Genomic DNA, 13,331 nt, shown 5'->3' on the forward strand with positions numbered 1-13,331 from the left:
CCGTGGGTGGTTAGGCTGGGCGCAAATTGAACCAGCTGAGATCTCTATGACCCTGTCCTTCGCTTCGCCTTCTGATCCGTCGCTGCCGTTATATGTCATTGCGCAACCAGATCTGGACGACTGGCTGAATGATCAGCCGCAATCGTTGACTAATTGGCTGAAATCTTGTGATTTTACAGGTCGACTCGGTCAGGTTGCGCTTGTCCCTGGGCCGGATGGAACGCCTAGTTTTGCCGTCGCGGGTTATGGCAAGCCCGCAATCCGCAGGCGCAAGCGTTTCCCTCTGGCCGCTGCGGCCGAGGCGCTGCCTGAAGGGAATTATCACATCGCCTCGGGTGTACCTGCGAACGCGCTGGAGACTGAGTGTTTGGGCTGGTTGTTGACGGGGTATGCCTTCGATACCTATGCCAAGCAGTCTCCGGCCAAGGCTCGCCTTGTCGCACCCGACGGCATTGATGCCCCACGGATTGAGATACTGGCCCAGTCCGAGGCGCTGACACGCGATCTGGTCAACACGCCAACGGCGGATATGGGGCCAGATCAGCTTCAGGCCGCCGTGGAGACGTTAGCGCAAGACTTCGGTGCCTCTTGCAAGGCGGTTCGGGGGCAAGCCCTGCTGGATCAAAACCTGCCAATGATCCACGCAGTTGGTCGCGCGGCCGTGCAGGACCCACGCCTTATTGAGATGAATTGGGGGAACTCTGGTCCCAAACTTACTCTGGTCGGCAAAGGTGTATGTTTCGACACCGGGGGTTTGAATCTGAAACCCGGAAACTCCATGGCGCTGATGAAGAAGGACATGGGCGGGGCAGCCAATGTGCTGGGTCTGGCGCAAATGATCATGGCGATGAACTTACCGCTTCAGCTGCGGGTTCTGATACCAGCAGTTGAGAATTCAGTGGCCGGCAATGCGTTTCGACCCGGCGATATCCTGACATCCCGCAAGGGTCTGACGGTCGAGATCAACAACACAGATGCCGAAGGTCGACTGGTGTTGGCAGATGCACTGACGTTGGCGGATGAGGGCGGGCCGGATTTGGTGATCTCGATGGCGACCCTGACCGGCGCGGCACGGGTGGCGGTCGGCGCCGATCTTGCGCCGTTTTACACCGACGATGAGACTGCCGCCCAAGCACTGATGCAAGCCGGACAGAAGGCTGCGGACCCGGTTTGGCGGATGCCCTTCCACGACCCTTACGAGGCTATGATAGAACCCGGTATCGCCGATCTCGACAATGCGCCATCGGGCGGGTTCGCCGGGTCGATCACTGCCGCATTGTTCCTGCGCAGGTTTGTTGGGAACAGCCGCTATGTGCATTTCGACATCTATTCCTGGCAACCCAGAAAAGCACCGGGGCGCAGTAAAGGTGGCCTTGGCCAAGGTCCGCGCGCCCTTCTGACCGCCTTGCCTGAGGTTTTGGGCCTATGAGCCGCCAGCGCGTCATAAGCCCAGTGGTCAACCTGCTACGCAGCCCAGACGGCGCGCGGGACCGGCAGCTTTTGTTTGGTGACGCCGTGAACGTGACCGAAACGCAGAATGGTTGGAGCCGGATCATCGCAGACAAGGACGGTTACGCGGGTTGGGTCGCCTCGGATCAACTAGGTACAGAAGTATCCGACACGCACTGGATCACAGCGCCTGCAACTCATGCCTATGCCCAGCCGGATATGAAAAGCCCGGACCGGATATCGCTGAGTTTCGGCAGCAGGGTGCAGGTTCTGTCGGAACAGGGCAGGTTTCTGGAAACAGAACTGGGGTTCATCCCTTCCGTACACGCCAAGCGCCGTGAAACGCGGTTTTCGGATCCTGTGGCCGTGGCAGAGCTGTTTTTGGGTACACCTTACCTTTGGGGCGGCAACAGCCGGCTTGGGTTGGATTGCTCGGGTCTGGTGCAAGCCGGACTGCTGGCCTGTGGCCTGGCCTGCCCCGGCGACAGCAGCGATCAAGAGCGAGAGTTAGGCAAGGTCCTTCCTGCCGGTACGAAGCCGAAACGCGGTGACCTACTGTTCTGGAAGGGTCATGTTGCCTGGGTTTTTGGTGAAAACATGCTGTTGCACGCAAACGCCTATCATATGGATGTCACGTTCGAGCCTATGGACCAGGCGATAGCCAGAATTGATAAACAAGGCGACGGGCCGGTTACGTCGCACAAACGGCTCTAATCAAGGTCAACGGACCGGATCAGCTTACGCTCCAGCACCCGAAGCACCGTCCGCAAATCGTGGCCGCGTTTCAGAATTCGGCCATCCATACCAACCACCGAATACATTCCCTGCTTTTGGCGCAGACGCGGGTGCTTCTCGACCCGGTAAATCGGATGCTCAGCAGTGCGACGAAAGATGGAGAAAACGGCCATGTCCCGCAGGTTGGAAATACCATAATCGCGCCATTCTCCGGCGGCGACCATCCGACCATAGACGGATAGGATATGGGACATCTCGCGCCGGTCAAACGCGACAGGCATCTGTGCCGAATTTGCAGATAACCGGCTTGGAGGCTGCATGTTCATGGGACCAGCCTTGCCGGAAAACGCGTTTGAATCAAGCCCGAGCGCACAGCTATGTGATATTTTGGCCCATCGCGCCTCAGCGACGACCGACCTGTCGACAGATCAAAATCACTGGTAAAAGCCCCACCGCCAGAATGACCAAAGAGGGCACGGCCGCGCCTTCCAACCGCTCATCCGAGGCAAGCCGATAGGCCTGAACGGCCAAAGTATCAAAGTTAAATGGCCGCATGATCAGCGTGGCAGGAAGTTCCTTCATCACGTCAACAAAGACGATTAGCAGCGCAGTCAGAAGCGACGGCGTCAGTATCGGCAGATGAACCCGGCGTAGCGTACCCAGCGGCGTTTGCCCCAATGATCGTGCGGCGGCGTCCATGTTGGCGTGAACTGTGCTCTGCCCGCCTTCATAAGCGCTCAGCGCGGCAGCCATAAAACGCACCATGTAGGCTGCAATCAGCAACCAGATTGAACCCGTCAACAGCAATCCGGTCGAGATATCAAAGGTTTGCCGCATCCATGAATCCAAGGCGTTGTCGAGGCTGGCAAAAGGCACCAGCAGACCCACAGCAATCACTCCGCCGGGCACTGCATAGCCTAACCGCGCCAAATACCCGGCAGTTGCGGATCCCCGTCCGGGACGCAAACGCTGAAAGAAGCCAACACAGATTGCGGCACTTACAGTGATCACCGCCGCGGTTCCAGCAAGCGTTAGCGAGTTCTGGATAAACCCGATATAGCGGCGCGAGAGCAGGTTCTGCTCTGACTCCAATCCCATCTCCACCAGAATGAAAACCGGCAGCAAAAAGCCCAGCAACACCGGGACAGCGCAGAGGCTGATTGCCATACCTGATTTCCACCCCGTCAATTGCGCAACCGGCAGCGAGGCGTGACTTTTACCCGCCTGATAGTATTTTGCCCTTCCGCGCTGCGTTCTTTCGATCACAGCGAGGGTTAACGCAAAACCCAACAGGCACAACGCCAACTGCGCAGCAGCGGCGCGGTCCCCCATCGAAAACCAACTGGTGTAGATACCGGTGGCAAAAGTCTGTACGCCGAAATAAGCCACTGTGCCGAAATCCGCGATGGTTTCCATGATCGCCAACAATACGCCGCCAGCAATTGCCGGGCGCGCCATCGGGAGTGACACGGTCCAGAATGCCTGCAACGGGTTTTTTCCAAGTGCGCGGGCGGCGAGGAATGCGCTGGCGCTTTGCTGCAAAAACGCTGCGCGAGCCAGCAAATAGACATAAGGATAAAGAACCAGGATCAGCATCAAAGCCGCACCCTCGGTCGAGCGGATCTCGGGGAACCAATAGTCCCTTGGCCCCCAGCCGGTCACGTCTCGCAGGGTGGACTGAACGATGCCGGGATGATCCAGCACAAACGTATAGGCGTAGGCCAGAACGTAGGCCGGAAAAGCAAGCGGCAGCACAAGGGCGATCTCAAGGAAACGAACGCCGGGAAACCGCGTCATCGTGACGAGCCAAGCTGCGCCCACGCCGATGGCCAAGGTGCCGACGGCCACCAACACGACCAAGATCAAGGTCGTCATCACATAGCGGGGCAACACGGTATCGAACAGGTGCGAAATCGTGTCTGTTCCACCGGTAACTGCAGCCAGAACGACCGCCACCATCGGCAACAGGCACGCAGCTGCAACCAGATAAGCCGCAGCCGCCAGAAACCGCGTGCCTGAAATGCCGCGATGACGCGGTCTTTGTTCTAAAGATTCGATGTCGGCCATGGTTCCGATCGTGACAGGCAAACGCAGAATGCCTGCCTTTATTCGACCAAAACGCTCGGAATAGCCAGTGGCTGAGCGAGAAAACTGCGCCACAAATGGACGCAGCCTATGCTTGGCTCATTCGTAAACGCGCTGATCCTCGATCACCAATCCGTCTTTGGGCAAAGTTCCGGGGGCCACGACCTCAATCGCGCCTTTCAGTTTCAGAACCTCAACCACGGATTTCACGTAGGCTGCATCATCCCCGCCAGAGCTTTCGATCTGAACGGTCATAGCGTCCATTTCACCCTGCCGCGTTGCGATGACGCGGGCCTTCACGATCTCTGCGTGTTTGTCGACCAATGCTGCCACTTGCTCAGGCCGTACGAACATGCCCTTGATCTTGGTGGTCTGGTCAGCCCGACCCATCCATCCCTTAATCCGCATGTTCGTGCGTCCGCACGGGGATTGACCTGGCATGATCGCAGACAAGTCTCCGGTTGCAAAGCGGATCAGCGGATAGTCTGGATTCAACGAGGTCACGACAACTTCGCCCACCTCCCCTTCGGTCACGGGGGTACCGGTTCCGGGGGTGACAATCTCGACAATAACGTGTTCGTCGATGATCATCCCTTCCATCGCGGGGCTTTCATAGGCGATATTGCCCAGATCGGCGGTTGCGTAGCATTGAAGGCATGAGATTCCCCGGTCAGCATATTCCTGTCGCAATGACGGGAACAGCGCCCCACCACCGACAACCGCCGAACTGAAATTCAGCGACACGCCCATCTCATCGGCCTTGTCCAGAATGACCTTCAGGTAATCCGGCGTGCCAGCATACGCAGTACAGCCCACATCGCGCGCGGCCGTGACCTGCAATTCTGTCTGGCCCGTGCCAGCGGGCAGCACTGCGGCCCCCACCGCGCGCGCACCGCTTTCAAAGATCATGCCTGCCGGCGTCAGGTGATAACCGAAACAGTTATGAACAATATCGCCCGGACCAACGCCCGCCGCATGCAAAAAGCGACCCATACGCCACCAGTCCGGATCAATGCTGCCCGGCTCATAGATCGGGCCGGGGGATTGGAACACATGATGAAAATGCCGCGCTGGCTTAACCGTGAACCCCCCGAACGGAGGGCGCGTCGTCTGCGCCTGTGCCAGATCCGCCTTGCGCAGAACCGGCAGTTTTACAAGATCTGCAATTTCGGAAACCTGGCCAATATCCGCCCCGGCAAGATGCGCCTCGAAGCCCGGCGCGGACTGCACCCGCTGCAACTGAACCTTCAGAGCCTTCGCCTGATCCGAAGCCCGTTGATCGGCGGAGCGGGTCTCGAGCGCATCGTAGAAAGTGGTCATGGTTTGATCCTCCATCCGCTTACAGCCATCTCTTGCGGCGGCGATACGAACGCACATCCCGGAAGCTTTTACGCCCCTCGTCAGACATGCCCAGATAGAATTCCTTTACATCCGCATTCTCGCGCAGATCAGCGGCCGGCCCATCCATGACCACTCGGCCCGATTCCAGGATATAGCCGTAATGCGCGAACCTGAGGGCGACATTGGTATTCTGTTCAGCCAACAGGAACGACACGCCCTCTTTCTCGTTCAAATCCTTAACGATACCGAAGATTTCTTCGACAAGCTGCGGGGCAAGCCCCATCGAGGGCTCGTCAAGCAGGATCGTTTCGGGTCGCGACATCAAAGCACGGCCCATAGCAACCATCTGCTGTTCACCGCCCGAGGTATATCCCGCCTGTGACCGGCGGCGTTCTTTCAGGCGTGGGAAATAGGTATAAACAAGTTCAAGGTCCTGCTGGATTGCAGCCTTTCCATCTTTGCGGGTATAGGCGCCGGTCAGCAGGTTTTCTTCAACCGTCAGATGCTCAAAGCAGTGGCGGCCTTCCATAACCTGGATAACGCCCTTCTCAACAAGGTCAGCGGGGTCGCTTTCATGCACGCTGGTCCCGCGATACTTGATCGAGCCTTTTGTCACCTCGCCCCGTTCCGAGTGCAGCAAGTTCGAAACAGCCTTAAGCGTCGTCGTCTTGCCCGCTCCGTTGCCACCCAGCAGCGCCGTGATACCCCCTTTGGGAACGGTCAGGCTGACCCCTTTGAGCACAAGGATAACGTGGTTGTAGATCACCTCGATATTATTGACTTCAAGCAGAGTTTCCGCCTGAACTTCGGTGGTTTGAGCCGCATCCAGCATCTGCGCATATCCTCAAGCGAGTGTGGGGTGCGGGGCGGCGCTGTCCGCCGCCCCGGTGTTCAAAAGCGCCGTATCAGCAGCGCGGTTCGATGTTGTTTTCCGATGCGTAGTTACCGGAATCTTCGGCAATCAGCGGACCGATAACGTCGCTGTCGGTCGGCTTGAACTCGGAAATCATGCTCCAGGTTTTGCTGGCCGCATCCCATTGCGTCACGCCAACCAGCGCATCCCCGCCATGGTTTTCACAGCTGACCGAAAAGGCCGGGCCAAAGTTTGGCAGCCCCAATTCAGCCATCCGTGCTTCGGTGATTTCCAACGCCTCCATTCCGTCACGCATGTCGGCGGCGGTGATGTCAGCGTTACCCGAGATCTCTTGCGCTTTCCTGGCAGCTTCCGCCGCCAACATCGCAGCATAGATGCCACGGTTGTACAGCACCGAACCCACCTGGTCCCCGGCACCGGCCGCTTTGCCTGAGTCGACCACGTATTTCTGCAGGTCGTCATAAAGCGGATAGTCCGAACCGACGTTGTGGAAAGTCAGAGCCTTGTAACCGTTTGCCGCCTCTCCCGCTGGCAACACGTCATTTTCGGAACCAGACCACCAGATTCCGATGAAGTTTTCCATCGGGTACCGGATGTTCGCGGCTTCCTGCACCGCAACCTGGTTCATCACACCCCAACCCCACATCAGGACAAAGTCGGGACGGTCACGACGGATTTGCAACCACTGTGACTTCTGTTCCTGACCCGGATGGTCGACCGGCAGCGCGACAAGCTCAAACCCATGCTTCTTGGAAAGTTCCTCGAGCGTGCGGATCGGTTCTTTGCCGTAGGCCGAGTTATGATAGACCAACGCGATTTTCTTACCGCTCAGATCACCGCCGTTTTCCTCAAGCAAATAGTTGATCGCGCCCGACGCACCATCCCAGTAGTTTGCTGGATAGTTGAAGGTGTGGCTGAACACACTACCGTTTTTCGCAGAGGTGCGGCCATAACCCATCGTGTGCATGGGAATACCGTCAGCGGTAGTTTTTGGGATCAGCTGATAGGTGATGCCAGTCGACAGCGGCTGATACAGCAGCGCCCCTTCGCCCTTTGTGGATTCGTAGCATTCCACACCTTTTTCGGTGTTATATCCGGTCTCGCATTCCACGACCCGAATAGGTACGCCACCGATACCACCGTCACGCTCGTTCAAAAGCGTGAAGTAATCCGCGTAGCCATCGGCAAACGGAATGCCGCTTGCTGCATATGGTCCTGTGCGATAGCTGAGCGACGGGAACACGAGGTCTGCCATGACCGGGCCTGCCGCCAGTGCGGCGCCCAGCGCCACGGTTGCCAGTTTCAATTTCATCGGGTGTATCCTCCCTTGATTGGTCCGATGTTTATGGTCGGGCTTTGCACCCGTTATCTGATTGGGCCGCACCTAGTGCGGGAACGGCCAGAGTCTGAGTTTTTCTTTTGCCAGGCGCCACAACTGCGCCAGACCATGCGGTTCAAGGATTAGGAACATGATGATCAGCGCACCCACGATCACCAACTGAAGATGCGCCACGATGTCGGTCGGCCATCCCAGCCAATCAGCCCCGACAACCTTCAGCACCACGGGCAATGTTACCAGGAACGCGGCCCCAGCGAACGAGCCGAAAATAGAGCCTAACCCGCCGATAATGATCATGAAGAGCACAAGAAATGATTTCTGGATGCCAAACACCTCTCCGACCTCGACCGCGCCCAGATAAACCGAGAAGAACAACGCGCCAGAGATGCCAACGAAGAACGAGCTGACAGCAAAAGCAGTGAGTTTAGCCTTCAACGGGTTCACCCCGATGATTTCGGCTGCGATATCCATATCGCGGATCGCCATCCAGGTCCGCCCCGTTGTGCCTCGCGTCAGGTTACGCGCGATAATGGCGCAAATGGTCAGAAAGATCAGGCAGAACAGATAGGTTGCCCAGGCCGAAGCATTTGGGCCAGTGATGACAATGCCGAAAACGTCCCGCTCAGGCGCGTTAATCTGGCCCGAGGCGGAATAGTTGTAAAACCAGGGCACCCGGTTGAACAGCCAGACAAGAAAGAACTGAGCCGCCAGCGTGGCTACCGCCAGATAGAACCCTTTGATCCGCAGGCTCGGCAAGCCGAACAGAACGCCGACGATTGCGGTAATCCCACCCGCAAGGATCACATGAATAAACATGCTGACGTCCGGGAAGGCGGTCATCAGCTTGTAGCAGGCATAAGCGCCTACAGCCATGAAACCACCAGTACCCAGCGAGACCTGTCCGCAATATCCCACAAGGATGTTCAGACCGATTGCAGCAATCGCATAGATCAGGAATGGCAAGAGCAGCGCGTTGGCAAGGTAGTCATTCATCACAAACGGGATGATCCCAAACGCCACGGCAAGGACGACATAATAGCGATACCGGTCAAACTTGATCGGAAAGGTCTGGTTGTCATCAATGTAGGAGGTTTTGAAATCCCCGGCCTCACGGTAGAACATACTTTACTTCTCCCACTCTTGCTGCGCCCGGTTGCGCGCTTCGGCATCCAGTTGGTTCGAACCTTTGGCGTATCCGCTCGCCTCGGAGCTGCGCACCAGTTTCATGTAGGCCAGTACCCCGGTCACCAGTCCCGCAAAGGCGAGAATCGCGGCCACGACCAGTTGGCTGTCGGTCAGATCGTCCGAGGTGAGTGCGATGTAGCCAAAGGCCCAGAAGCCCGCCCACGCAACCACGTTGATGATGGCGATCAATTTCTGCACGGCTAGACCCTCTCAATGATCTTCTCGCCAAACAGACCCTGCGGCCGGAATACGAGGAAGATCAGAGCCAGCACATAGGCAAACCAGTTCTCGGTCGCGCCGCCGACCAGCGGGCCCACGGCGAACTCGAACAGCTTCTCGCCCACACCGATGATCAGCCCGCCGACGATGGCGCCGGGGATTGAGGTAAAGCCGCCCAGCATCAGCACTGGTAGCGCCTTGAGCGCGATCAGCGACAGCGAGAACTGCACACCCGACTTGGTGCCCCACATGATCCCTGCGACCAGCGCCACGAACCCGGCCACCGACCACACCATGATCCAGATGAAGTTCAGCGAGATACCGACCGACAGCGCCGCCTGGTGATCATCTGCCACGGCGCGCATAGCCCGGCCCTGTTTGGTATACTGGCTGAAGGCCACCAAGCCCGCCACCAGAAGGGCGGCGATCACCGTGGCTACAATGTCCAGATTGTCGATAAAGAAACCATAACCAAAGATGTTGAAGGTAGCCTCATCAATCGACAGGTTGATGCCTTGTGGCAGGCCGACATCCAGTGTCTTGATCTCGGACCCCCACATGAGGTCGGCCACGCCTTCAAGGAAATAGGCCAGACCAATTGTGGCCATGAACAGGATGATCGGCTCTTGCCCGACCAAGTGCCGCATGACAAAGCGCTGCACAGCCCAAGCCAGAAACACCATGACGGCCATTGTAAGCAGAATCGCCAGCAGTGCAGGCACATTCCAGCCAAAATAGTGGATATGCGTGCCAAAGGTCGCGTTTATCAGATGCGCAAAAGGTACCTGACCGTTCATGATCCCGACCAATGTCATCGCTGCAAACAGGGCCATGACCCCTTGGGCATAGTTAAAAATCCCCGAGGCTTTGTAGATCAGCACAAAACCCAGCGCGACCAGAGCGTAAAGCACCCCCGCCATCAGGCCGTTGAGGATGACCTCCATCGCGAAAACGAGTTGTTCAGGCATCTGCGCCTCTCCTCATGTCTGTCTGATGTTCAGTCATGGCTGACCCCGAGATAGGCGTCGATGACGTCTTGGTTGCTACGCACTTCGTCCGGGGTGCCGTCGCCGATCTTCTTGCCGTAGTCCATCACCACGACGCGGTCGCTCAGGTCCATGACCACGCCCATATCGTGTTCGATCAATGCGATGGTGGTGCCAAATTCGTCGTTCACATCGAGGATAAAGCGGCTCATATCCTCTTTCTCTTCGACGTTCATGCCGGCCATCGGCTCATCCAGCAGCAGCAGCTTGGGTTCTGCCGCCAGGGCACGGGCCAATTCGACGCGTTTCTTCAACCCGTAAGGCAGGCGCGACACCGGCGTCTTGCGGATATGCTGGATTTCCAGAAAATCGATGATCTTTTCCACAGCCTCGCGGTTTTCTACCTCTTCCGCCTCGGCCTTGCCCTTCCACACCGCCTGCTGAAGGATGTTCGTCTTCATGTAGTTCAACCGCCCAGTCATGACGTTGTCCAGCACGCTCATACCTTCGAACAGAGCGATGTTCTGAAACGTCCGTGCAATCCCCTGGCGCGCAACCTCATAAGGCCGCATCGGCGGGCGCTTGGACCCATGAAACCAGACCTCACCTTCCTGCGGGACATAGAACCCCGAGATCACGTTGAGCATCGAGGACTTGCCCGCGCCGTTCGGCCCGATGATCGCGCGAATCTCGCCTTCGCGAATGTCAAACGAGATATCCTTGATCGCCACCACACCGCCAAATCGCAAGGTGATGTTCTTCATCTCCATCACCACTCCGCCGATCTTGCGGCCGTCCTCGGTGACATATCCTTCGGTGTTATCCAGCATCTGTCACTCCTTGGTGTTCGCAAAAACGGGACGGCGGGCGGGGCGATGACCGCAGGTCAAGCGGCGCGCGACAGGCCCTCATTCCGCCGCCACCTTGTGCTGGCCAACCGGAACAACCGGCGCATCGACGATCTGAAGTGTCGCGCTGATCGAACCCTTGCGACCGTCCTCATAGGTCACTTCGGTCGTGGTCGAAATAGTCTGGGACCCGTCATAAAGCGCGTCGATGATGTCCTGGAATTTGGTCTCAACGAACCCGCGGCGCACTTTTCGCGTGCGGGTCATTTCACCATCATCCGCATCCAGTTCCTTGTGCAGCACCACGAAACGATGCACTTGGCAGCCTGACAACATCTCGTCCGCAGCGACCGACTTATTCACCGCTTCCACGTGGTTGCGAATGGTCTCCAATACGCGGGGGTGGCCCGCCAGTTCCTGATACGACGCATAGGCGACGTTATTCCGCTCGGCCCAGTTGCCTACCGCCGTCAGGTCGATATTGATGAACGCAACACAGTAATCCCGGTTATTGCCGAACACGACGACTTCAAGAATATCGGGATAAAACTTGAGCTTGTTCTCGACGTATTTCGGCGCGAACATTGAGCCGTCAGCCATTTTGCCGACATCCTTGGCACGGTCGATGATGCGCAGATGCCCTGTGTCTTCCTCGATAAATCCAGCATCGCCTGTGGCCACCCAGCCTTCGGCATCCTTGGTTGAAGCGGTCGAGTCGGGGTTCTTGAAATACTCGACGAACACACCGGGTGAGCGGTAGTGGATTTCGCCGTTTTCATCGATCTTCAGTTCAACGTCCGGTGCAGGAACGCCAACCGTGTCCGCACGCACTTCGCCATCTGGCTGCACGGTGATAAATACGGTGGCCTCGGTCTGACCGTAAAGCTGCTTCAGGTTGATACCCAGCGAGCGATAGAAATCGAAAATCTCGGGCCCGATCGCCTCGCCCGCGGTATAGCCAACCCGGAAACGACCATAGCCCAACGTATCTTTGAGCGGGCCGTAAACCAGCAGGTTGCCCAGCGCGTATTTCATCCGGTCGCCAAAACCCACAGGTTTACCGTCCAGAAGCAATCCACCGACTTTTTTGGCATGGGCCATGAAATAGTGGAACATGCGCTGCTTCAGCTTGCCCGCGTCCTCCATCCGGATCATCACGTTGGTCAGCTGCGTTTCGAACACGCGCGGCGGAGCAAAGAAATAGGTCGGCCCGATTTCGCGAAGGTCGGTCATCATCGTGTCAGCGCTTTCGGGGCAGTTCACACAGAAGCCGCACCAATAGGCCTGACCGATCGAGAAAATGAAATCACCCACCCACGCCATCGGCAGGTAGGACAGGATATCCTCATTGCGGGTCAGGTGGTCGAACTCCGCCGAGTTCTTGGCGCTTTCGATAACGTTTCTGTTCGACAGCACAACGCCCTTGGGTTTACCCGTGGTGCCGGACGTATAAAGCATCACGCAGGTGTCGTCATAGGTGATGTCGGCAATGCGCTTATCCAGTTCCGCATCGAACCGCTGATGCCCTGCGCGACCCTCAGCCATGATGTCGTCCAGCGCGTTCATCTGGGAATGGTCATACTTCCGCATTCCGCGTTTGTCGGTATAGAGAATCTGATTGACCTGATGCAGGTTCTCTTGGATCTCGATGACCTTGTCGACTTGCTCCTGATCGCCGCAGACCACGTATTTTGCACCGCAATGCTCCATTACATAGGCCATCTCTTCGGCCACGGCATCTTGATATAGCGGAACGGGTACAGCACCGACCATCTGTGCGGCCACCATTGACCAATAATGTGCCGGGCGGTTGCGACCAATCACGGCGATGTGGTCGCCTTTTTCAACGCCAAGCTCCAGCAAGCCCAGCGCCAGGGCGCGCACCTCGGCGGCGGTCTCCGCCCAGGTCCAGCACTGCCAGATTCCGAATTCTTTTTCCCGATAGGCCGGGGCATCCCCGAACTGCGTCGCATTACGGTGTAGCAGCGCAGGAAGGGAAACTAACCCTTCTGCGCCCGACTGCGTCTGAGCCAATCTTTCTCTCCTCCCAATCCGGCCTCTCCTCTGGCCAGAAACGGCGGACCCGAGGAAGCCCCCGGACGCCAGCGCCCCGATTAAGGAACGCGTGCACGATCAGCGTCAACTATTTCCTGATGTTTTCTCAATTCTTACGAATTGTAACAGGGGCGGACACCACGTTTTTGTCACAAGAAATCATATTTAGCTTGCGTAGATTTCTAAGCATTCATGATTTGACAGAAGATGCGTTT

General features: G+C 57.4%; 12 protein-coding genes. 2 read left to right on the forward strand and 10 right to left on the reverse strand.

Features of this window, described 5'->3' with window-relative positions:
- Window positions 1-46: 46 nt before the first annotated feature.
- On the forward strand, window positions 47-1,429 hold the full coding sequence (locus AVO44_RS17290; RefSeq protein ID WP_068339691.1) for a leucyl aminopeptidase family protein: 1,383 nt from the start codon (window positions 47-49) through the stop codon (window positions 1,427-1,429).
- Window positions 1,426-2,163, forward strand: a complete 738-nt coding sequence (locus AVO44_RS17295; RefSeq protein ID WP_068339694.1) for a C40 family peptidase — start codon at window positions 1,426-1,428, stop codon at window positions 2,161-2,163. The genes AVO44_RS17290 and AVO44_RS17295 overlap by 4 nt, the downstream gene beginning before the upstream one ends.
- On the opposite strand, the gene AVO44_RS17300 is transcribed toward AVO44_RS17295, so the two are convergent.
- The 10 genes from AVO44_RS17300 to AVO44_RS17345 all read right to left on the reverse strand — a co-directional run bounded on the left by AVO44_RS17300 (window position 2,160) and on the right by AVO44_RS17345 (window position 13,095).
- Window positions 2,160-2,510, reverse strand: a complete 351-nt coding sequence (locus tag AVO44_RS17300; protein ID WP_068339699.1) for a DUF2794 domain-containing protein — start codon at window positions 2,508-2,510, stop codon at window positions 2,160-2,162. The two genes, AVO44_RS17295 and AVO44_RS17300, sit on opposite strands and share 4 nt — an antisense overlap.
- A gap of 76 nt (window positions 2,511-2,586) precedes the next feature.
- Complete coding sequence (locus tag AVO44_RS17305) at window positions 2,587-4,251, reverse strand: ABC transporter permease (protein WP_082677535.1); 1,665 nt, start codon at window positions 4,249-4,251, stop codon at window positions 2,587-2,589.
- Window positions 4,252-4,368: 117 nt separating this feature from the next.
- Window positions 4,369-5,589 (reverse strand): phenylacetate--CoA ligase family protein, encoded by a 1,221-nt coding sequence (locus AVO44_RS17310; protein ID WP_068339954.1) that lies wholly within the window; start codon window positions 5,587-5,589, stop codon window positions 4,369-4,371.
- Between the two features lie 19 nt (window positions 5,590-5,608).
- Window positions 5,609-6,442, reverse strand: coding sequence for an ABC transporter ATP-binding protein (locus tag AVO44_RS17315; RefSeq protein ID WP_068339703.1), 834 nt, complete (start codon window positions 6,440-6,442; stop codon window positions 5,609-5,611).
- A 73-nt stretch (window positions 6,443-6,515) separates the two neighbouring features.
- The gene (locus tag AVO44_RS17320; RefSeq protein WP_068339706.1) at window positions 6,516-7,796 is read right to left on the reverse strand and encodes an ABC transporter substrate-binding protein; all 1,281 of its coding nucleotides are present in this window, start codon (window positions 7,794-7,796) and stop codon (window positions 6,516-6,518) included.
- Window positions 7,797-7,868: 72 nt separating this feature from the next.
- Window positions 7,869-8,945, reverse strand: coding sequence for a branched-chain amino acid ABC transporter permease (locus AVO44_RS17325; RefSeq protein WP_068339710.1), 1,077 nt, complete (start codon window positions 8,943-8,945; stop codon window positions 7,869-7,871).
- Window positions 8,946-8,948: 3 nt separating this feature from the next.
- Complete coding sequence (locus tag AVO44_RS17330; protein WP_068339714.1) at window positions 8,949-9,206, reverse strand: hypothetical protein; 258 nt, start codon at window positions 9,204-9,206, stop codon at window positions 8,949-8,951.
- Window positions 9,207-9,208: 2 nt separating this feature from the next.
- Window positions 9,209-10,195 (reverse strand): branched-chain amino acid ABC transporter permease, encoded by a 987-nt coding sequence (locus AVO44_RS17335; protein WP_068339716.1) that lies wholly within the window; start codon window positions 10,193-10,195, stop codon window positions 9,209-9,211.
- A gap of 29 nt (window positions 10,196-10,224) precedes the next feature.
- Window positions 10,225-11,043: an ABC transporter ATP-binding protein gene (locus AVO44_RS17340; protein ID WP_068339720.1), complete on the reverse strand. Its 819-nt coding sequence runs from the start codon at window positions 11,041-11,043 to the stop codon at window positions 10,225-10,227.
- A 78-nt stretch (window positions 11,044-11,121) separates the two neighbouring features.
- Entirely contained in the window at window positions 11,122-13,095 is a 1,974-nt protein-coding gene (locus AVO44_RS17345) for an AMP-binding protein (protein ID WP_068339724.1), read from the reverse strand.
- Between the last annotated feature and the right edge of the window lie 236 nt (window positions 13,096-13,331).

Source organism: Ruegeria profundi (assembly GCF_001507545.1).
GTDB lineage: Bacteria > Pseudomonadota > Alphaproteobacteria > Rhodobacterales > Rhodobacteraceae > Ruegeria > Ruegeria profundi.